This is a genomic window from Alcaligenes pakistanensis, assembly GCF_014652815.1.
Lineage (GTDB): Bacteria > Pseudomonadota > Gammaproteobacteria > Burkholderiales > Burkholderiaceae_B > Alcaligenes > Alcaligenes pakistanensis.
This window is the reverse complement of sequence record NZ_BMZN01000003.1, coordinates 402,806-421,999: the sequence shown is the minus strand read 5'-3', so window position 1 is coordinate 421,999 and position 19,194 is coordinate 402,806. Positions and strand designations below refer to the sequence as shown.

The 19,194-nt window shown below is 53.6% G+C and carries 21 protein-coding genes; 14 read left to right on the top strand and 7 right to left on the bottom strand.

Annotation, left to right across the window (positions count from 1 at the left end; genetic code table 11):
- The first annotated feature begins 1 nt into the window (after position 1).
- The 3 genes from prmC to IE156_RS11245 are packed head-to-tail and all read left to right on the top strand — an operon-like array spanning position 2 to position 1,794.
- Positions 2-868: a peptide chain release factor N(5)-glutamine methyltransferase gene (gene prmC, locus IE156_RS11255; RefSeq protein ID WP_189392621.1), complete on the top strand. Its 867-nt coding sequence runs from the start codon at positions 2-4 to the stop codon at positions 866-868.
- A gap of 21 nt (positions 869-889) precedes the next feature.
- A complete protein-coding gene (gene grxD / locus IE156_RS11250) occupies positions 890-1,216 on the top strand; it encodes a Grx4 family monothiol glutaredoxin (protein WP_189392620.1) in 327 nt (108 codons plus the stop codon).
- Positions 1,213-1,794, top strand: a complete 582-nt coding sequence (locus IE156_RS11245) for a UbiX family flavin prenyltransferase (RefSeq protein WP_189392619.1) — start codon at positions 1,213-1,215, stop codon at positions 1,792-1,794. Before grxD ends, IE156_RS11245 begins: the two co-directional genes overlap by 4 nt.
- Before the next feature lie 164 nt (positions 1,795-1,958).
- Here IE156_RS11245 and ttcA read toward each other — a convergent pair whose 3' ends face one another.
- From ttcA to IE156_RS11230, 3 genes are read right to left on the bottom strand one after another with little or no spacing between them, the layout of a single operon-like run.
- Positions 1,959-3,017, bottom strand: coding sequence for a tRNA 2-thiocytidine(32) synthetase TtcA (gene ttcA, locus IE156_RS11240; protein ID WP_189392618.1), 1,059 nt, complete (start codon positions 3,015-3,017; stop codon positions 1,959-1,961).
- A gap of 54 nt (positions 3,018-3,071) precedes the next feature.
- The gene (gene folB, locus IE156_RS11235; protein WP_189392617.1) at positions 3,072-3,431 is read right to left on the bottom strand and encodes a dihydroneopterin aldolase; all 360 of its coding nucleotides are present in this window, start codon (positions 3,429-3,431) and stop codon (positions 3,072-3,074) included.
- 51 nt (positions 3,432-3,482) lie between these two features.
- A complete protein-coding gene (locus IE156_RS11230) occupies positions 3,483-5,258 on the bottom strand; it encodes a M61 family metallopeptidase (RefSeq protein ID WP_189392616.1) in 1,776 nt (591 codons plus the stop codon).
- Positions 5,259-5,292: 34 nt separating this feature from the next.
- Here IE156_RS11230 and IE156_RS11225 point away from each other — a divergent pair, with 34 nt between their 5' ends.
- From IE156_RS11225 to IE156_RS11180, 10 genes are all read left to right on the top strand, one after another.
- Positions 5,293-6,069, top strand: a complete 777-nt coding sequence (locus tag IE156_RS11225; protein ID WP_189392615.1) for an enoyl-CoA hydratase — start codon at positions 5,293-5,295, stop codon at positions 6,067-6,069.
- Between the two features lie 283 nt (positions 6,070-6,352).
- On the top strand, positions 6,353-6,838 hold the full coding sequence (locus IE156_RS11220; protein ID WP_229841240.1) for an ATP synthase subunit I: 486 nt from the start codon (positions 6,353-6,355) through the stop codon (positions 6,836-6,838).
- 55 nt (positions 6,839-6,893) lie between these two features.
- Positions 6,894-7,775, top strand: a complete 882-nt coding sequence (gene atpB / locus IE156_RS11215; protein WP_189392614.1) for a F0F1 ATP synthase subunit A — start codon at positions 6,894-6,896, stop codon at positions 7,773-7,775.
- A 104-nt stretch (positions 7,776-7,879) separates the two neighbouring features.
- Complete coding sequence (atpE, locus tag IE156_RS11210) at positions 7,880-8,122, top strand: F0F1 ATP synthase subunit C (protein WP_003805001.1); 243 nt, start codon at positions 7,880-7,882, stop codon at positions 8,120-8,122.
- A gap of 154 nt (positions 8,123-8,276) precedes the next feature.
- Positions 8,277-8,747, top strand: a complete 471-nt coding sequence (locus IE156_RS11205) for a F0F1 ATP synthase subunit B (RefSeq protein WP_189392613.1) — start codon at positions 8,277-8,279, stop codon at positions 8,745-8,747.
- A 14-nt stretch (positions 8,748-8,761) separates the two neighbouring features.
- Positions 8,762-9,301, top strand: coding sequence for a F0F1 ATP synthase subunit delta (locus IE156_RS11200; protein ID WP_189392612.1), 540 nt, complete (start codon positions 8,762-8,764; stop codon positions 9,299-9,301).
- A gap of 35 nt (positions 9,302-9,336) precedes the next feature.
- Complete coding sequence (gene atpA / locus IE156_RS11195) at positions 9,337-10,878, top strand: F0F1 ATP synthase subunit alpha (protein WP_189392611.1); 1,542 nt, start codon at positions 9,337-9,339, stop codon at positions 10,876-10,878.
- A 94-nt stretch (positions 10,879-10,972) separates the two neighbouring features.
- Positions 10,973-11,881, top strand: a complete 909-nt coding sequence (gene atpG, locus IE156_RS11190; RefSeq protein WP_189392610.1) for a F0F1 ATP synthase subunit gamma — start codon at positions 10,973-10,975, stop codon at positions 11,879-11,881.
- A gap of 44 nt (positions 11,882-11,925) precedes the next feature.
- Entirely contained in the window at positions 11,926-13,347 is a 1,422-nt protein-coding gene (atpD, locus tag IE156_RS11185) for a F0F1 ATP synthase subunit beta (protein WP_189392609.1), read from the top strand.
- A gap of 12 nt (positions 13,348-13,359) precedes the next feature.
- Positions 13,360-13,782, top strand: a complete 423-nt coding sequence (locus IE156_RS11180; protein ID WP_189392608.1) for a F0F1 ATP synthase subunit epsilon — start codon at positions 13,360-13,362, stop codon at positions 13,780-13,782.
- 161 nt (positions 13,783-13,943) lie between these two features.
- Here IE156_RS11180 and rfbD read toward each other — a convergent pair whose 3' ends face one another.
- Genes rfbD through rfbB form a run of 4 tightly spaced genes read right to left on the bottom strand, consistent with a single transcriptional unit; the run spans position 13,944 to position 17,446 of the window.
- Positions 13,944-14,933 carry a dTDP-4-dehydrorhamnose reductase gene (gene rfbD, locus IE156_RS11175; RefSeq protein ID WP_189392607.1) on the bottom strand — a complete coding sequence of 330 codons (990 nt, stop codon included), beginning with the start codon at positions 14,931-14,933 and terminating at the stop codon, positions 13,944-13,946.
- Positions 14,930-15,469 carry a dTDP-4-dehydrorhamnose 3,5-epimerase gene (rfbC, locus tag IE156_RS11170; protein WP_189392606.1) on the bottom strand — a complete coding sequence of 180 codons (540 nt, stop codon included), beginning with the start codon at positions 15,467-15,469 and terminating at the stop codon, positions 14,930-14,932. The genes rfbD and rfbC overlap by 4 nt, the downstream gene beginning before the upstream one ends.
- 4 nt (positions 15,470-15,473) lie before the next feature.
- Positions 15,474-16,337 carry a glucose-1-phosphate thymidylyltransferase RfbA gene (rfbA, locus tag IE156_RS11165; RefSeq protein WP_189392605.1) on the bottom strand — a complete coding sequence of 288 codons (864 nt, stop codon included), beginning with the start codon at positions 16,335-16,337 and terminating at the stop codon, positions 15,474-15,476.
- A complete protein-coding gene (gene rfbB / locus IE156_RS11160; protein ID WP_373296518.1) occupies positions 16,334-17,446 on the bottom strand; it encodes a dTDP-glucose 4,6-dehydratase in 1,113 nt (370 codons plus the stop codon). Before rfbB ends, rfbA begins: the two co-directional genes overlap by 4 nt.
- Positions 17,447-17,794: 348 nt before the next feature.
- On the opposite strand from rfbB, the gene IE156_RS11155 reads away from it, so the two are divergent.
- On the top strand, positions 17,795-19,057 hold the full coding sequence (locus IE156_RS11155; protein ID WP_189392604.1) for an O-antigen ligase family protein: 1,263 nt from the start codon (positions 17,795-17,797) through the stop codon (positions 19,055-19,057).
- The last annotated feature ends 137 nt before the right edge of the window (positions 19,058-19,194 follow it).

Genomic DNA, 19,194 nt, shown 5'->3' with positions numbered 1-19,194 from the left:
CATGAGCCTATCTGGCGAGCAGGGGATGCCTCAAACAAGCATGCCTGCCGATTCACCTCATACGTTGCGAACTTTGCAGCCCTTAAGTCCTTTGCCGCGCCTGGAGCGCGACATGCTATGGATGCAGGTGCTGGGCGTCGGTCGTTCCTGGCTGATTGCGCATGACACGGACGAGCTGCCGCTGGACAAAATCCAGGCCTATCAAGCACTGGAGGCCCGACGTGTCGCTGGCGAGCCTATGGCGTATATCGTTGGCGTGCGTGAGTTCATGGGGCACGAGTTTTTGGTGTCACCCTCGGTGTTGATCCCGCGTCCCGATACGGAAACGCTGGTCGAGCGCGCCTTGGAGCGGGTTCAGCATATCCAGTCGCCCCGTATTCTGGACATGGGCTGCGGCAGTGGCGCGATTGCTGTTTCGATAGCCCTGGCGCGCCCCGATGCGCAGGTGGTCGCCAGCGATATCAGTACCTTGGTGCTGGCGCAGGCAGGCTTAAATGCTCAGCGTTTGTGTGGGAAAGTCGAGTTTTGCCTGGGGAGTTGGTACGATGCCGTGGCAGGCCAGGAACCTTTTGACCTGATCGTGTCCAACCCTCCATACATTGCAGTGGATGACGAACATCTGGGCCAGGGCGATGTGCGGTTCGAGCCGCGTCAGGCACTGACAGATGGCTCTGACGGCTTGACGGATTTGCGTACAATAGTTCAGGGAGCCGGGCCGTATCTACGTCCTGGCGCTAGTATTCTCATGGAACACGGCTGGGATCAGGCCGACCATGTGCAAAATATGCTGCGGCAGGCAGGGTTCAAGCAGGTTATCAGTTATGAAGATCTGGCAGGAATCCGGCGGGTCACAGGTGGACAGTGTTAATTCTTTTCTTAAGAGAACATCATGAGTGAAGTTCAAGATTTCATCCGCGAAACAGTGACGGAAAACCCAGTTGTGCTGTTTATGAAAGGCACCGCTCAAGCTCCTCAGTGCGGTTTCTCCGCTCGTACGGTGCAGATTCTGCGTGCTGTTGGCCTGAGCCAAGTGGTTGTGGTTAACGTGCTGGACGACGCTGAAGTGCGTCAGGCCATCAAGGATTTCTCCAGCTGGCCCACCATCCCTCAGCTGTACATCAAGGGTGAGTTCGTCGGCGGTTCGGACATCGTGTCTGAAATGTACGAAAACGGCGAACTGGAAACCATGTTGCGTGAGGCTGGGGCTCTGGAGTGAGCACCAAGCGACGCCTGGTCATTGGTATGACCGGGGCCACCGGAGCGGTCTACACCGTGCGCTTGCTGCAAGTTCTGCAGTCCTGTCCGGATGTGGAAACCCATTTGGTGATCTCGCCTTCCGGGGTGCTGAACATCAAATACGAGCTGGATATCGGACGACACGATATCCAGGCTCTGGCCGATCAGGTGTACAGCTTTCGCGACGTGGGTGCAACGCTGGCCAGTGGCAGTTTTCCGACTGCTGGCATGGTGGTTGTGCCGTGTTCGATGCGCACCCTGGCTGCCGTAGCGCACGGCTTGTCCGATAACCTGATTACCCGAGCTGCTGACGTCACTTTGAAAGAGCGTCGTCGTCTGGTCATGATGGTGCGTGAAACGCCGTTCAATCTGGCGCATTTGCGCAATATGACAGCGGTCACGGAAATGGGCGGGATTATTTTTCCGCCTATGCCTGCGTTTTACCTGCGTCCCAAGAGCATCGACGATATTGTCGATCACACGGTGATGCGGGTGCTGGAGCTGTTTGATATCCAAGTGCCCGGCGAGCGCTGGGATGGTTCGCAAAAACCAAGCTAAGACCAGGTCGTAGCCTGGTTAATATAAAAAGCCCCGATATAAACCGCCAATGTCTGGAATGAAACCCAGGTTCTGGATGTTTATATCGGGGCTTTTTATTATCCACAGCTTGTGAGTTTTTCGGTGGTGGGCGCTACGCTAAGCGGCGCACCCGGCCGCTGTCTTTACTGTCCCGAACGGCGTTTGCTCATGAAAACAATTTGCTGTTCACCGGACGCGGCTGCTTGGGCTGGGGTGAACGCATCCTGGCGGGCTGTGGAGCTTGCTTCTTCACCATCTTCATCCAGACCGCCTGCCGCTAGCAGGCTTTCAGGCAGGTGATCGTCAAAGTAATCCTGATCGAAGCCCTTGTCGCCTTCCGGATCAGCCTGACCTGTCACCTTCATATCGGCAAAATTATGCAGTTTGGGGTCCATCAGATGAGAGGGCACCACACGGGTCAGGGCGCCAAAGACATTCCAGGAGCGATAGGGGTGTTTCTTGTCCCATTCGGCAATCATGCGGTTGATTTCCTGGCGTTTCAGGTTCTCTTGGGAGCCGCACAAATTACAGGGGATGATAGGGAATTCTTTGAGCTTGGCGTAAGCAATCAGATCCTTCTCGGGCACGTAAGCCAGAGGGCGAATCACGATGTGCTCGCCATTGTCCGACATCAGTTTTGGTGGCATGCCCTTCATCCGGCCGCCGTAAAACAGGTTCAGGAAGAAAGTGGCCAGAATATCGTCACGGTGGTGACCCAGGGCAATTTTGGTCGCGCCCAGCTCTTTGGCGACACGGTACAAAATGCCACGACGCAAACGCGAACACAGCGAACACATAGTCTTGCCTTCGGCAATGACGCGTGTCACCACGGAATACGTGTCCTGGGTTTCGATGTGATAGGGCACACCCAGCTTTTCCAGATACTCGGGCAGAATGTGGTCAGGAAAACCAGGCTGCTTCTGATCCAGGTTCACGGCCACAATATCGAACTTGATCGGGGCGCGCTTTTGCATGGTCATCAGCACGTCCAGCAGACCATAGGAGTCTTTGCCGCCAGAAAGGCAGACCATGACCTTGTCACCGTCTTCGATCATGTTGAAGTCCCCGATGGCTCGGCCCGCTTCACGCATGATGCGTTTGCTTAGCTTGTTGTCATGCACGCGTTGCTTGCGTTCCGCCTTGGTGGCGAACACGGGCTTATCGGTTTCAGGGGCGGTTGGGGGGCTGGTGTCTAGGGACATAAGGAAAAGCAGGTAAAAGTGTCATCGTGGCCCCGGCAGGAAGCGGGGCGGGGCTTAGCGGCTGCGTTCGATCTCAATACCGACGCAGTCGCAGTCGGTAAAGGCCTCGGGTTTGCTGGCCCGGATTTTAACGCGTTCCACACTGGGAAACTGATTCAGGATGCGCTCGGCCAAACGCTCTACCAGTGTTTCCAGCAGATTAGTGTGCTCAGTGCCGCTGACCTCAATCAGAGCTTCGCGCAGCAGGCGGTAATCCAGTACCGTGCCTATGTCCTGGTCCTTTACGTCTTGTGTAATGGGCGTGTCGAATTCGGCATCAATATGCAGCGGCTGGCGGTGAATCAACTCGTGGTCCAGCATGCCGATCGAGGCCTGAACCACCAGATTGTTAATGAATATACGGCGAGTAGTCATGGCAAAAACAAAGTGTCAGGCCCGCCGGGTGTGGCGGGCCTGTGAAGAAGGTCAGGGCTGGCGGCTCAGAACGCATTCGTCCCGCGCAGGGCGCGCCAGTTGCAGCGTGAAGCAGTGTAGTTCATCGCGGCGAAAGGCGTGGACCTGAACCGTTTGGCCGGGCTCGTAAGCGGTTAGCAGGCGCTCCAGGCTGGCAGTGTCGCTGACGCGCAGCCCGTCAATAGCGATGAGGGCGTCACCGGCGGACAGGCCTGCCTGATGCGCCGCTCCATCGGTAAAGACAGTGGCCAGCTGGCATTGGCCAGCGCTTTGGCGCAAACGGGCATTTAAGCTGGGCAGCTTGGAGGCAGCCTGCCATTCCAGTTTGAGTCCCTGCTCGGCCAGCCAGGGTTTCAAGGGCAGATCCTCGCAGCCTTCCACGTAGCGGGCGATAAAGTCTGTCGCGTCATAGCCGGTCGCTTCCAGAATCAGAGCTGGCATGGCGTCTTCAGGAATGCCGTGAGGCTTACCTTGATAAAAATCGCGGCCATAACGTTCCCACATCAGCAGCATCACATCGTCCAGGCTCTTGGCTTGTTGAGTAAGGCTGCGAATGCATAGATCCAGACCCAGTGCGATCAAAGCGCCTTTGCTGTAGTAGCTGACCAAAGCATTGGGCGAGTTCTCGTCCTGCTTGTAGTAGCGCGTCCAAGCATCAAAAGAGCTTTGGGCGGTGGACTGCTTGAAGCGGCCAGGGCCACGTTCAACGGCATTGATATTCTTGGCCAGCAACTTCAGGTAGTCGGTTTCGTCCAGCACGCTAGAGCGCAGCAGCAGCAAGTCGTCGTAGTAAGACGTGAAGCCTTCAAACACCCATAGCAAACGAGTGTGATTCTCGCGGCTCAAGTCGTAAGGCGCAAAGGCGGCGGGCTTGATGCGCTTGACGTTCCAGGTGTGGAAGTACTCGTGGCTGACCAGGCCTAAAAAGGTTTGGTAGCCAGCAGTTTTGACTGATTTGTCCTGGCCCTGGGTGGGCAGGTCACGACGTGAGGCCATCAGTGCGGTAGAGGCGCGATGTTCCAGGCCGCCATAGCCGTCATCAGTCACCATCGTCATGAATACGTAGCGCGAGCTGCAATCCAGAAAGGGTGCACGGCGGGTTTCAGGCTCGAAAAAAGCAATTTGCTCGGCGCAGATTTTTTCTACATCACGGGCGATGCGTGGCAAATCCAGATTGGGGATGACGCCGGTAAAGACCAGTTCATGCTCAGCGCCGTGAGCAAAGAAACTGATGACTTGGGGCGTGCCCATTTCAATGGGGTGGTCGATCAGCTCATCGTAGTTGCTGGCGCGGTACAGGCCAAAACCATAGCGTTCAGCAGCGCCGGGCAGACCGGTGGCTTCAGGCAGGCTGGTATAGACCTGCCAGTCCTCCATGTCCTCGTTGGCAGCCAGTTCCAGCAGGCAAGGCTGTTCAGTCTGGCCTTCCACGGCCAGCAGGGCGCTGGTGCCATTAAAGAAAGCGTGAGTCTGATCAATATGCGCGCCCCGCACGGACAAGTCCCAGGCGTAGACCTGATATTGCACGCTTAAAGGGCCTTCGCAGGGTTCACATTGCCAGCGATGATTGTCCAGCTTGCGGATGGAAACCGGCTTTTCGCCGCTGAAGGCGGCTATGCTTTCGATCTGACGCGAGAAGTCGCGGATCAAGTAGCTGCCAGGAATCCAGGCCGGAAGGCTAAGGACTTGGCCATCTGTTTGGGGGGAAGTGATCTGTATCTGGACAGTCAGGCGGTGGCCGGCGAGATCTGTCGGCTCGGCACGGTAAAGTACGGGTGTAGGTTCCATTCCCCTATTCTATTTAATTTTTCTGGGAGTCAGCATGAACGAACCCTTAGTCAAAGCAGAGGTGCATGGTCGTGTTGCTTTATTGACATTAAATCGGCCTAAAGCTTTGAATGCGCTCAACAACGAGCTGATCGCCGAGTTGTATGCCTTGCTCAAGAAATACGATACCGACAATGAAATCGGTTGTATCGTGCTGACCGGTAATGAAAAAGCCTTTGCGGCTGGTGCTGATATCGGCGCCATGAAAGACTGGAACTACCATGATGTCAGCTCCCAGGATTATCTGGGTGGTCAGTGGGAGGAGCTGCGCCGCTTTCGCAAGCCCATCATTGCCGCGGTTGCTGGCTACGCATTGGGCGGTGGCTGCGAGTTGGCCATGCTGTGTGATTTCATCATTGCTGCCGACTCCGCACGTTTTGGTCAGCCAGAAATCAAACTGGGCGTGATTCCCGGCTTTGGTGGTACACAGCGCTTGCCTCGCGCCGTGGGCAAGGCCAAGGCCATGGATTTAATCCTGACCTCCCGCATGATGAACGCAGAAGAGGCCGAACGTTCAGGTCTGGTGTCCCGCGTGGTGCCCGCCGACAAATTGCTGGACGAGGCGCTGGACGCCGCAACGATTATTGCCAGCATGTCTTTGCCGTCGGTGTTGATGGCGAAAGAATGTGTGAACCGCGCGTTTGAGTCCTCGTTGGAGGAGGGCTTGCTTTTTGAGCGCCGTAATTTCCATGGCCTGTTTGCCACCGACGACCAGAAAGAAGGGATGCACGCTTTCGTTGAGAAGCGTAAGCCTGAATTCAAGCACCGTTAAGTTTCTCAATAGCCGATAAACCAAGGGGTGTGTTGTAAAATTGCTGCACTGCAATGTTACAAAATAAGCTTACCCCTTGATGCCATTGAGATTGCGGAAATCAGCCTTGCATTAAGTATCAAACAAGCGAGGCTGAATTTGCTTACAACAAAAAAAAGACGCTATACTTTATGGGTTTGACGACACCGGCTTTTGAAAGGGGCCGATAATATTGCGCGGATGGATTGGCTACATGCCTTTGCAGTACATCCACCCACACAACGTTATCTGATTGTTTCCTACTATGAATCAGCCGTTTTATCAGCAGACAGGCACCACAGCCACGGTGCAGGCAGCAGGGGACACGCCGCCAATTCCCGAACCCGTAGTACTTACGCCTGAGCAACGTAGCCGTATGGCTCGCCGGGCAGGGCAAGGAATTGTGCGCACACTTGTTGCCCAGGCTTTTATGGGCCTGTTGGCGATTGCTTTGTCGGCATGGATTTCCGGCGCATATGCAGCAGCCTCAGCACTGATTGGTGCGGCTGCTTATTTTGTGCCTAACGCATTGTTCGCATTGCGTCTTTTGCTGGGTTTGATGGGTGGCGGTAACGCCGGTGCTCTCTCCTTTTTTTGGGGTGAAGCGTTCAAGCTTGGTTTTGCGGTACTGACACTGGCGATGGCCGCCATGGCAAATACGGGTTGGTTGGTTTGGCCTGCCTTGCTCTTTGGCCTGCTATGTGTCTTGAAGGGATATGTGCTGCTGCTGTTTTTTCGCAAGCTGCCATAACGAATTTTGTTTCACGGGCTTGTCCCATAACATATACATCACAGGGTAAATACAGATGGCTGCTGCTAGTGATATTTCGCCTCAGTCAGGGTACATCCAGCATCACTTAGTTCACTTGAATAACGTGGGTGAAAAACAGGATGTTCTGGCCAACTTCGGTGTCATTAACTACGACTCCATGTTCTGGTCCCTGCTGATGGGTCTGGTTGTGGTTTTCTTTCTGTGGCGCGCCGCGTCGGTCGCAACAGCGGGCGTACCAGGCCGCTTGCAGTCTTTTGTAGAAATGCTGGTCGATTGGGTTGAAGACCAAGCCAAATCCATTGTTCCTAACGCTGAGTCCCGGAAATTTGTCTCGCCTTTGGCGCTGACTGTGTTCCTGTGGATCATCATGATGAACATTCTGGACTTGCTGCCTGTCGATGGCCTGGGCTGGATCTTCATCCAGACTGGTTTGGCTGCCGAACACGGCGACCCTCTGTACTACCACCGTATTTTGCCAACCGCTGACTTGAACGTGCCAATGGGCATGTCCATGGGCGTGCTGCTGTTGATGTTCTACTACGGCATCAAGATCAAGCACCCTGGCGGCTTTGTTAAAGAATTGTTTACTGCACCGTTCGCAGCCTCTGGCCTGATGGCTGTTGTGCTCGCGCCCTTCAACTTCTTGCTGAACTGCATCGAGTACGCCGCCAAGTCTGTGTCCTTGGGTATGCGATTGTTCGGCAATATGTTTGCTGGTGAATTGGTCTTCATGCTGATCGCTCTGTTGGGTGGCGCATGGACAGGGTTTAATGGCGCCAGCCTGGGACTGGGTATCGGTCACATTCTGGCCGGTTCTGTGTGGGCAATCTTCCACATTCTGATTGTGTTGCTCCAGGCGTTCATCTTCATGATGCTCACCCTTGTCTATATTGGACAGGCACACGAAGGCCATTAATCCGATTCCGACTGGACAATGGTGTCTGGTTGGGGGGAGCAGGCTTGGCCTGCTAACGCTTTGATTTTTTTGAATTACACCTGATTTTTAACCAAGGAGTTGTCATGACCAACGTAGCTTTCGTTGCTCTTGCTTGCGGTATCATCATCGGTCTGGGCGCATTTGGCGCTTGCATTGGTATCGCCCTGATGGGTGGTAAATATCTGGAAGCATCCGCTCGTCAGCCAGAACTGATGAACGCTCTGCAAACCAAGATGTTCCTGCTGGCCGGTCTGATCGATGCTGCTTTCCTGATCGGTGTCGGTATCGCCATGTTGTTTGCATTCGCCAACCCGTTTGTTGGGTAAGAAGGCGAGTCCGTTGCCGTTTTTGGCAAACGGGCAGGCAGTCGTCGTTAGCGGTGTGTTGCTCGATTTGATCATGCACCGCTTGTCGACTTGAACATACATGTGTCAGGACGCATACCGCTTCCTACACACGTGGTCTTGAAGGGATACGACCGTGAATTTAAACGCGACTCTCTTTTTTCAGATGATCGTGTTTTTCGTTTTGGCCTGGTTTACGATGAAATTCGTATGGCCGCCACTGACGAAAGCAATCGATGATCGTCGTCAGAAAATCGCTGATGGTTTGGCTGCTGCTGACAAAGGCAAGGCCGATCTGGCACAGGCCCAAGCGCGTATCAGCCTGATGGATGCTTCGGCTAAGTCCGACAACCATCAACGCATTGTTGACGCTGAAAAACAGGCGACTACTCTTTTAGAGCAAGCTCGTCGTGAAGCCGAAGCCGAAAAAGCCCGCATTATTGCGCAGGCCCAGCAAGACGCTAACCAAGAAGTACAACGCGTACGTGAAGGTCTGCGTGGCGAAGTGGCTGCGTTGGCTGTCAAAGGTGCCGAGCAAATCTTGCGACGCGAAGTTGACGCGAATGCGCACGCCCAGCTGCTCGAGCAGCTCAAGGCAGAACTTTAACATCAAGGCAGGCCATGGCTGAACTATCGACTATTGCCAGACCTTACGCCGAAGCCCTGTTCGCCGCGGTAAGCGACGAGCGCCAGGGTCTCGAATCGTGGTCGGCCCTGTTGTCCGAAATGGCTCAGGTGGCCGGTCTCCACGATGTGCGCGAGGCACTGAACGATCCGCGCCTGAATAATGGGCAGCGACTCGAACTCTTTACGGGCCTGGTTAAGTCACCGGTCACCGAAAAGGCTCGCAACTTTCTTCAATTGTTGGTGGATAACCAGCGCATCTTGCTGTTGCCACAGATTGCAGAACAGTTTGAACTATTGAAACACCAACTCGAAGGCACGGCGCAAGCACAAATTATCAGTGCTTTCCCGATGGCTGAGGCTCAGATTGCTGAGCTGACCGCTGGGCTGGAGAAAAAGTTTGGCCTGAAGCTAAAACCGACTGTGACCGTCGACGCTGATTTGATCGGCGGTATTCGGGTGATTGTTGGTGACCAGGTGCTCGACACTTCCGTGCAGGCCCGGCTGGCCAGCATGCGCGATACTCTGACCGCATAGCGCGAGTCAGTAAACAGGATTTCAGGAGTCTGAACATGCAACTTAATCCGTCCGAGATCAGCGAACTGCTCAAGAGCCGCATCGAAGGCCTGGGTGCGTCGACTGACGTTCGTACACAAGGTACGGTCGTATCCGTAACCGACGGTATTACGCGCATCCACGGTTTGTCCGATGTGATGCAGGGCGAAATGCTCGAATTTCCGAACAACACGTTCGGTCTTGCCCTTAACCTCGAGCGCGACTCTGTCGGTGCCGTGATTCTGGGTGAGTACACAGGTGTTTCCGAAGGCGACTCAGTTAAAACCACTGGTCGTATTCTGGAAGTACCCGTCGGCCCCGAATTGTTGGGTCGTGTGGTTGATACCTTGGGTATGCCTATCGACGGCAAAGGCCCGATTAACGCCAAGATGACTGACGTCATCGAGAAAGTGGCTCCTGGCGTTATTGCCCGTGAGTCCGTCTCTCAGCCTATGCAGACCGGCACAAAAGCCGTGGACTCCATGGTGCCAATTGGCCGTGGTCAGCGCGAGCTGATCATTGGTGACCGTCAGACCGGTAAGACTGCCGTGGCTGTGGACACCATCATTGCTCAAAAGGGCAATGGCGTTAAATGTATTTACGTTGCCGTGGGCCAAAAAGCCTCCACGATCAGCAACGTGGTGCGCAAGCTGGAAGAGCACGGTGCTCTGGAGTACACGATTATTGTGGCCGCCTCGGCTTCCGAGTCCGCCGCCATGCAATATCTGGCTCCTTACTCCGGTTGCACCATGGGTGAATACTTCCGTGATCGTGGCGAAGACGCCCTGATCATTTATGACGACTTGACCAAGCAAGCTTGGGCCTACCGTCAAGTATCCCTGTTGCTGCGTCGTCCACCAGGCCGTGAAGCCTACCCTGGCGACGTGTTCTACCTGCACTCCCGTCTGCTCGAGCGTGCTGCTCGTGTGAATGCCGAGTACGTAGAGAAATTCACCAACGGTGAAGTGAAGGGCAAGACCGGTTCGTTGACCGCGCTGCCTATCATTGAAACCCAAGCCGGTGACGTTTCCGCTTTCGTTCCAACCAACGTGATCTCGATTACCGACGGCCAGATCTTCCTGGAATCGGACTTGTTCAACGCTGGTGTTCGTCCTGCTATTAACGCCGGTATTTCGGTGTCCCGCGTGGGTGGCGCTGCTCAAACCAAGATCATCAAGAAGCTGTCCGGCGGTATTCGTACCGACTTGGCTCAGTATCGTGAATTGGCTGCGTTTGCTCAGTTTGCTTCCGACCTGGATGACGCAACCCGTCGTCAGCTGGAACGTGGCAAGCGCGTGGTCGAACTGCTCAAGCAGCCCCAATACCAGCCTTTGGCTGTGTGGGAACTGGCCGTGAGCCTGTACGCTGTGAACAACGGTTACTTCGACGATCTGGAAGTCGCTCAGATTCTGCCTTTCGAGAAAGGTCTGAAAGATCACCTGCGCAGCAAGTTCGCTGCTCTGGTTGAGCGTATCGAAAGCAAGAAGGAACTGGTTAAAGAAGACGAGGCTGAGCTGGTTGCAGCCATCCAGGACTTCAAAAAGCACGGCGCTTTCTAATCATTGTTGGCAGGCGCCGGAAACCCCGGCGTCATGATTAGCGGGAGTCGACAGCCTAGTTTGGCTCCCGATAATGCCTTTACAGGAAAGTGTGATGGCCGGAATCAAGGAAATTCGTACTAAGATCAAGAGCGTGCAAAACACGTCCAAGATCACCAAAGCCATGGAGATGGTGGCGGCATCCAAGATGCGCAAAGCGCAAGAGCGGATGCGAGCTGGCCGTCCCTATGCAGACAAGGTGCGCGAGATCGCTTCGCATCTGATGCAGGCGCACCCCGACTACACTCACCCCTATATGGTTGAGCCTGCCGAAGTTAAATCGGTTGGTATCGTGGTTGTCAGCACAGACAAAGGTCTGTGTGGCGGCTTGAACACCAACATCCTGCGTTTGGTACTTGCGCGTGTTCGCGAGTTTGAAGACAAAGGGATTTCGGTTCAGACAACGGCTCTGGGTGGTAAAGCAGCTGGAACATTGGCGCGTGTTGGTGCCAATCTGGTTTCTCAGGAAGTGGGTTTGGGCGATGCGCCTAACCTGGCACGTCTGATTGGCGCTATCAAAGTGCAGATCGACGACTTCGTGGAAGGCCGCATTGATGCGGTGTATCTGGCGGCCAGCCGCTTTGTCAATACGATGAAGCAGGACCCAACATTTATTCGCTTGTTGCCTCTGCCTTCCGGTCTGAAAGATCCTTTCCAGGCTGGCGAGCAAGTAGAAGCTGAAGCCACGGCTAATTCTTCCGAGTACGGTTGGGATTACATCTACGAACCCGATGCCAAGTCGGTTATTGACGACTTGTTGATGCGTTACGTAGAGGGTCTGGTGTATCAGGCCGTTGCCGAAAACATGGCCTCTGAGCAGTCTGCCCGTATGGTGGCCATGAAAGCCGCTTCGGACAACGCCAAGACCGTTATCGGTGATCTTCAGCTGGTCTATAACAAGACCCGCCAGGCAGCGATTACGAAAGAAATCTCTGAAATCGTGGGGGGTGCCGCAGCTGTGTAACCACGGCAAGGCACACCATCAAAGTTATATTGCAAGGACTCAACATGAGCAACGGTACCATCGTTCAGTGCATCGGCGCCGTGGTGGATATTCAGTTCCCCCGCGACAGCATCCCTAAAGTTTACGAAGCGTTGACGCTCGTGGACGAAAGTTCGGCTTTCGCAGAAAAAGGCCTGACATTTGAAGTACAGCAACAATTGGGTGACGGTGTAGTTCGCACCATCGCCATGGGTTCCAGCGACGGCCTGCGTCGTGGTATGGAAGTGGCCGGTTCCGGCGCACCGATCTCCGTACCCGTGGGTTTGGGCACGTTGGGCCGTATCATGGACGTGTTGGGTCGCCCGATCGACGAAGCCGGTCCTATCCAGTCTGAAGAGCGTCGCGCTATTCACCAAGCAGCCCCCAAGTTCGACGAACTGTCGCCTTCGGTGGAATTGCTGGAAACCGGTATTAAAGTGATTGACCTGGTTTGCCCATTTGCTAAGGGTGGTAAGGTTGGTCTGTTCGGTGGTGCCGGTGTAGGCAAGACCGTGAACATGCTGGAACTGATCAACAACATCGCCAAGGCACACAGCGGTCTGTCCGTGTTTGCTGGTGTGGGTGAGCGTACCCGTGAAGGTAACGACTTCTACCACGAAATGGCTGATGCTGGCGTTATTCAGCTGGACAACCTGAGCGAGTCTAAAGTGGCCATGGTGTTCGGCCAGATGAACGAGCCTCCAGGCAACCGTCTGCGTGTGGCACTGTCCGGCCTGACTATGGCTGAGAAGTTCCGCGACGAAGGCCGTGACATCCTGTTCTTTGTGGATAACATCTACCGCTACACCTTGGCCGGTACTGAAGTTTCCGCTCTGTTGGGTCGTATGCCTTCCGCAGTGGGTTATCAGCCGACCTTGGCTGAGGAAATGGGTAAGTTGCAAGAGCGCATTACCTCCACCAAGACCGGTTCGATTACGTCCATCCAGGCCGTTTACGTTCCAGCCGATGACTTGACTGACCCATCGCCTGCTACGACTTTCTTGCACTTGGACTCCACCGTTGTGTTGTCGCGTGACATTGCTGCTCTGGGTATTTACCCCGCTGTGGATCCTCTGGATTCCACCAGCCGTCAGCTTGATCCACAAGTTGTGGGTGAAGAGCACTACGAAGTGGCTCGCGGCGTTCAGCAAACACTGCAACGTTACAAAGAACTGCGCGATATTATCGCCATTCTGGGTATGGATGAATTGTCTCCAGAAGACAAGCAGGCTGTTGCTCGTGCTCGTAAGATCCAGCGCTTCCTGTCGCAGCCTTTCCACGTAGCAGAAGTGTTTACCGGTGCTCCTGGTAAGTACGTGCCACTGGCTGAAACCCTGCGCGGCTTCAAGATGATCGTCGACGGCGAGTGTGATGCTCTGCCAGAACAGGCGTTCTACATGGTCGGTTCCATCGACGAGGCTTTCGAGAAAGCCAAGACTATTCAGTAATAAGGATTGCTCATGGCTAAGCTTCATGTTGACGTGGTCAGTGCCGAAGAATCGATCTTTGCTGGTGAAGCAAAGTTCGTGGCGCTGCCCGGCGAGGCTGGGGAGCTGGGTATTTTGCCCGGTCATACCCCACTGATCTCGCGGATTCGTCCCGGCACGCTGAAGATCGTTATGGTCGATGGTAGCGAAGAGCACATCTTTGTCGCCGGCGGCATACTCGAGGTTCAGCCAGGGAAAGTCACTGTATTGTCGGATACCGCGATTCGCGCTAACGACCTGGATGAAGCAAAGGCTCTGGAAGCCCGCAAACATGCGGAAGAGGCCCTGCGCAACACCAAGGACAAAGCCGATATCGCCGTTGTGGAAGCTGAGTTGGCCATGTTGGCCGCTCAAGCCGCCGCAGCACGACGCCTGCGTAGCGTGCGTAAGCACTGATCTCAGGCTCGGTAGCATCCGTGAAAAAGCCACCCTTTGGGGTGGCTTTTTTGCGTTGTGGCTTTGTGTGGCGTTATGACTTGGGCGTGTAGCGTATCGGAGCGCCACTGAGCCTTTTCTTCGTTTAAGACTACACAAATAAAGAGGGTGAGTCTGTCGCCCTACGGTGCCGCTTTTAAGGCCAACAGGCTTTTTTCAATACCTTCGTGCCAGTTCCGCTCTATGTTTTCTACTCCCAGCAGAGTATTCAGCCGACTTTGTTGCAGTCCAGATTGCGCAGGCCTTTGGGCTGGAGTTGGATATTGCTTGGTGGAGATAGCGGTTAAGGCCGGTGCGTGGCTCAGTAGCCCCAGTTTGATTGCCTGGGAAAAAATCTCTTGAGCAAAGCCGTACCAGCTTACGTTGGGTTGCCCTGCAAAATGGTAAACGCCAGCAGGGGTATCAGCCTGACTATCGCTTCGGTTGGCTGCAATCAGCCTGTCTGCCAACGTTAACAATACTTGAGCAATATGTGGCGCATAGCTCGGCCCGCCGATCTGATCAATCACGATACTGAGCTCATGGCGTTCTCGCCCCAGCCGCAGCATGGTTTTCAGGAAGTTAGTCCCAAACTGGCTGAATACCCGGCTTGTGCGTAACACGACTGCTGAGGGTAGGGCGGAAAACACCGCTAGCTCTCCCTCCAACTTGCTCTGACCGTAGACGCTGATAGGTGCGGTAGCAGCATCTTCGGCGTAAGGCAGCGAGGCTAAGCCGTCAAAGACGTAGTCTGTGGAAACGTGCACCATAGCGATGCCGCGCTCGGCGCAGGCTTGGGCCAGCAGGCCGGGGGCTAAGCCATTTAGAAGGTGAGCAATGTGGGGTTCTGACTCTGCTTGATCAACGGCTGTATAAGCTGCGGCGTTAATCACGACGGCAGGTTGGAGAGTTTCCAGAGTTTGGGCAATTGAGTCAGGCTGAGTAATGTCGAGCTCGTGGCGGCTTTGGAGCATCAACCGGGTTTTTTGAGTCGGGGGCCAATGTTCTTCTGCTTGGCTCTGGGCCGATGGTGGAGCGCCCAGATAGCCTGAAGAGTGTCCTACCTTGGTATCGCAATAAGCGAGTGCTTGGCCTAATTGCCCTTGCGCGCCGGTGACTAAGATGCGCTTCATCGTTGCAGAAACTGCTCAAGCCCAGGATGAGCTCTATCTTTAGCGGAGAGTATTGGGTTCTTGATTGGCCAGTCTATCGCTAGTCTCGGGCAATCCCACGCGAGGCCACCTTCATCATCGGCCTGATAGTAGTCGGTGCATTTGTAGCTGACGTCTGCTTGGGCACTTAGTACGCAAAATCCATGTGCATACCCGGGGGCAACCCACAGCTGCCTATGATTGCTCTGGCTAAGCTCCAAGCCTATATATTCTCCAAAGGTGCTGGAGCTGGGGTCAATATCTACGACGACATCAAAGATGGAGCCCCGCGTGACACTGATGAGTTTTCCCTGAGGTTTGGTCTTTTGAAAATGCAGACCTCGGAGCACGGAACTTTTCGAGCAGGACTGGTTGTCCTGCACGAACAGACTATCAATGCCAGCGACGGCCTTATAGCGTTCAACACTGAAGCTTTCTTTAAAGAAGCCGCGCTCATCACTAAATATGCGAGGTTCAATAATCAGGACACCAGGAAGACGGGTAGGTTGGGTACGCATATTACTATTGCAATAGACGGGACAAGTACTGTCCGTAGCCTGTTTTTTCTAATGATAAGGCCTGCTGTTCTAGGGCCTGTCTTGATAACCAGCCTTGATTGAAGGCAATTTCTTCCAGGCAGGCGACTTTTAACCCCTGTCGATGTTCGATGGTGCGAATAAAAGAGCCTGCTTCCATTAGACTCTCGTGTGTACCTGAGTCCAGCCATGCAAAGCCCCTGCCCAAGATAGACACATGTAAGTCATTCAGCGCTAAATAGGCATTGTTGATATCTGTAATTTCTAGCTCACCACGGGCAGATGGAGTGACTTGGCGGGCTATATTTACCACGCGATTGTCGTAAAAATACAGACCCGTCACAGCCAAGTTGGATTTGGGCTTGGTGGGTTTTTCTTCGATCGACAGAGCCCGGCCATTTTTGTCCATTTCGACAACACCAAAGCTCGCGGGATTGTTGACGGGGTAGCCAAAAATGGTGGCTCCATGAGAGCGTGAACGGGCGCAGTGCAGCATCTGGCTAAAACCATAGCCATAGAAGAGATTGTCCCCCAGGATCAGGCAAACGGAATCTGAGCCGATAAAGTCAGCACCGATCAGGAAGGCCTGAGCTAGACCGTCGGGGGAGGGCTGCTCAGCATAGGACAGTTCAATTCCAAACCGGGAGCCGTCACCCAGCAGGTTCTGGAAGTTCGGTAGATCATCTGGGGTACAGATGAGTAGGATCTCCCGAATATCCGCCAGCATAAGCACGGATAAAGGGTAGTAAATCATGGGCTTGTCGTAGATCGGCAGCAAGTGCTTGGAGACACCCATGGTGATAGGGTGCAGCCGTGTACCAGATCCACCGGCCAATACAATTCCTTTCACGCTTGTTTTCCCTGACGATTCAGACGGTAGGCGCCATTCAAAATGCGCTCCCACCAGGATGTATTTTCAAGATACCAAAGTACAGTCTTGCGCAGGCCTGTCTCAATATTTTCCTGAGCCTGCCAGCCAAGTTCCTGCGTTATTTTACTGGCATCGATCGCATAGCGCTGATCATGTCCGGGACGGTCCTCCACCAAGGTGATCAAGTCGGAGTACAGACCCAATCCGACCGGTTTGTCAGGGCGTAGCTCTTCCAGAATAGAGCAGATGGCCTGGACGACATCCAGATTTCTTCGCTCATTGTTACCACCGATATTGTAGGTTTCGCCAATCTTGCCTTGGGTTGCTACGGTGGCCAGGGCGCGAGCATGATCCTCTACATAAAGCCAGTCGCGTACTTGATCGCCTTTTCCGTAAACGGGGAGAATTTTACCGTTGAGTGCACTCAGGATCATGTGCGGGATCAGTTTTTCAGGAAACTGATAAGGCCCGTAATTGTTTGAGCAGTTGCTGATTACCACCGGTAGGCCATAGCTGCGGTGCCAGGCCCGAACTAAATGATCTGCACTTGCTTTGCTGGCGGAGTAGGGGGAGCTGGGGTTGTATGAAGTGGATTCAGTAAAGCGGGTACTTGTATTGCCTAGATCGCCGTACACCTCATCCGTGGATACATGATGAAAGCGGAAATCTTGTTTGTGTTGTGGGTCCAGGCTACCCCAGTAGTGACGACACTGCTCCAGAAGAGTGTACGTGCCCACTATGTTGGTCTGGATGAATTCAGCGGGCCCGTCAATGGAACGGTCAACGTGCGACTCGGCTGCTAGGTGTATGATGATATCCGGCTGAAATTGCTGCAGATGCGTGGCTATCTGGGCGGCATTGCAAATATTAGTTTGGCTAAACGCGTAGTTTGGATGCCCTTTTGCGTGAGTCAGAGACTCCAGGTTGCCAGCGTAGCTCAGTACATCGACATTCAAGATGTGGTGCTTGCTAGTCTGGAGCAAATGCCCGATAAGAGTGGAGCCTATGAATCCGGCCCCACCGGTCACAAGGATACGCATAGTTTTGTTGTGAGCGCGGGTGTGTGCTAAAGAGTGCACAAAGGTCATGACGGGGTAATCCCTTAAGGGGAAGATATGGCTAAGTGCTTACCTTAACCTAGCGGGCAAGATAGCAGACATTCCTATGCATGGAGTATGTCTGCATTTTTTTAGGCTTGTGGGATCTAGCTGTTGATTGTTGCCCACGCTCTTCGAGACGAGTCATGCCGTTACACGCTTGGTTGCTATCCTTGCGTGGTGCGTAATGTGTCACGGTGTTTATAATTTGTTACGCGGTTTTTATTGGCTTGGTTAGAGAGCTTGTGCCCGGCATGCAGCAGGCATGTTGTGAGCTGTCGTAGTCCCAGCTGTAAAAGTAGCGTCTCTCTGTAATTTTAGTTTTCTGTCTCTGCGCATATGGCTCTTCCCACTCTTTTGTCTGGACCAGGCAACCGGTTGACCTCGGTGCTGGTATTTTTGTTCTATGCCACCTTGTTGTCGACCAAGGATATGTATTCGTATGTGGTAGGGGGCTTGGTGCTTTTTTCTGTGTGGAAATTGCCTAGTCTGCGAACTATCGAATTAGACAGGAAAGAACAAAACATTCTGCTTTGGATGCTCCTTTTTGCTGGTATCAGTATTGGCTCAACGGTATGGCATGGCGCGTATGCCCGCAGCTTTGAAGTTCCCGTCAAGTTTGCACTCAGCACATTATTGTTCCTTTGCCTGATCAGGCTTCCCCCAAAGCCAGCGGCCCTTTGGTCAGGATTGGTGGTTGGGGCTGTCAGTGGTTTTGCGGTGGCTTTCTGGAAGATGTGGCAGGTTGGTGACTTCAAAGCCTTTGGGTTTACTGGGGCGATCCAGTTTGGAAACCTGGCCTTGAGTATGGCTGTACTATTGATAGTGGGTCTATGTTGGCTTATCGCTAATGAGCACCAGAACCGGCGCCTATGGTTGATTCTCTTGGTTCTTGGATCGGTATGTGGCCTGCTGGGATCCTATTTTTCGGGAACGCGTGGGGGGTGGGTGGCGATCCCCTTGTTTATATTGCTTTTCTTGCTAGCCTACGTACGCCGTAGCAATATGCTTGCTTGCGGCGTTTCTCTGGCGGTATTGTTAGCCGCAATGGGCTTTCTTGCCTATAAATCGCCTCTTATTCATGAGCGGGTTCAGGAGGTCTATACCGACCTGTCCGAGTATGAGACACATGGCTCCAGCAGTGCCAGCTCTTTGGGAGCTCGGTTCGCGATTTGGGGTGTGTCGTGGCAGATGCTTAAAGACCAACCGGTGTTGGGAATAGGTGAGGTTCAGTTCCGTAAGGAATTGAAGGAAAAAAGCCAAGCGGGCCTAGTTGGGGCGGTGCCAGCTGGCTTAGCCAATACACATAATACTTTTCTGGAAGTATGGGTTTTGTATGGTGGGTTGGCCTTATTATCTTTATTGCTCATGATGTTAAGTGCCGCATGGTATTTCTTGCTCTATATTCGTCATGCTGATCCGGTGTTACGCAGTTACGCATTGGGTGGCTTATGTTTGATCGGTGGTTACGTTATTTACGGGCAAACGCAAATAATGTTGATTCGCAATAACACCTTGTTGTTTTTCTTGTTTACGTTGGCGGTTTTGATGAGTTTGCTGCATCAGCGCCGCCGTGCTGTGCTCGTTACTGGCAATCATTGAGTATTTTATTGTGTGTCTTATTTAAGCTTGGACAGTGGAGTACATGCTATTTTTTTGAAAATTGATTTTTCAGAAGACTAGAGGTATTCGAGTAGTTCTATTTTTACAGTAATATTTTCAAACATTATTTAAAAGAA

What these genes read in the sequence shown, in the direction of transcription:
- IE156_RS11180 (WP_189392608.1), top strand. Translation starts at nt 13,360, where the DNA reads ATGGCTAAGCTTCATGTTGACGTGGTCAGTGCCGAAGAATCGATCTTT.
- rfbD (WP_189392607.1), bottom strand. Translation starts at nt 14,933, where the DNA reads ATGAAGCGCATCTTAGTCACCGGCGCGCAAGGGCAATTAGGCCAAGCA.
- IE156_RS11230 (WP_189392616.1), bottom strand. Translation starts at nt 5,258, where the DNA reads ATGGAACCTACACCCGTACTTTACCGTGCCGAGCCGACAGATCTCGCC.
- atpB (WP_189392614.1), top strand. Translation starts at nt 6,894, where the DNA reads ATGGCTGCTGCTAGTGATATTTCGCCTCAGTCAGGGTACATCCAGCAT.
- folB (WP_189392617.1), bottom strand. Translation starts at nt 3,431, where the DNA reads ATGACTACTCGCCGTATATTCATTAACAATCTGGTGGTTCAGGCCTCG.
- IE156_RS11225 (WP_189392615.1), top strand. Translation starts at nt 5,293, where the DNA reads ATGAACGAACCCTTAGTCAAAGCAGAGGTGCATGGTCGTGTTGCTTTA.
- atpE (WP_003805001.1), top strand. Translation starts at nt 7,880, where the DNA reads ATGACCAACGTAGCTTTCGTTGCTCTTGCTTGCGGTATCATCATCGGT.
- prmC (WP_189392621.1), top strand. Translation starts at nt 2, where the DNA reads ATGAGCCTATCTGGCGAGCAGGGGATGCCTCAAACAAGCATGCCTGCC.
- atpG (WP_189392610.1), top strand. Translation starts at nt 10,973, where the DNA reads ATGGCCGGAATCAAGGAAATTCGTACTAAGATCAAGAGCGTGCAAAAC.
- ttcA (WP_189392618.1), bottom strand. Translation starts at nt 3,017, where the DNA reads ATGTCCCTAGACACCAGCCCCCCAACCGCCCCTGAAACCGATAAGCCC.
- IE156_RS11155 (WP_189392604.1), top strand. Translation starts at nt 17,795, where the DNA reads ATGGCTCTTCCCACTCTTTTGTCTGGACCAGGCAACCGGTTGACCTCG.
- IE156_RS11200 (WP_189392612.1), top strand. Translation starts at nt 8,762, where the DNA reads ATGGCTGAACTATCGACTATTGCCAGACCTTACGCCGAAGCCCTGTTC.
- atpA (WP_189392611.1), top strand. Translation starts at nt 9,337, where the DNA reads ATGCAACTTAATCCGTCCGAGATCAGCGAACTGCTCAAGAGCCGCATC.
- IE156_RS11220 (WP_229841240.1), top strand. Translation starts at nt 6,353, where the DNA reads ATGAATCAGCCGTTTTATCAGCAGACAGGCACCACAGCCACGGTGCAG.
- rfbB (WP_373296518.1), bottom strand. Translation starts at nt 17,446, where the DNA reads ATGACCTTTGTGCACTCTTTAGCACACACCCGCGCTCACAACAAAACT.
- rfbC (WP_189392606.1), bottom strand. Translation starts at nt 15,469, where the DNA reads ATGCGTACCCAACCTACCCGTCTTCCTGGTGTCCTGATTATTGAACCT.
- atpD (WP_189392609.1), top strand. Translation starts at nt 11,926, where the DNA reads ATGAGCAACGGTACCATCGTTCAGTGCATCGGCGCCGTGGTGGATATT.
- grxD (WP_189392620.1), top strand. Translation starts at nt 890, where the DNA reads ATGAGTGAAGTTCAAGATTTCATCCGCGAAACAGTGACGGAAAACCCA.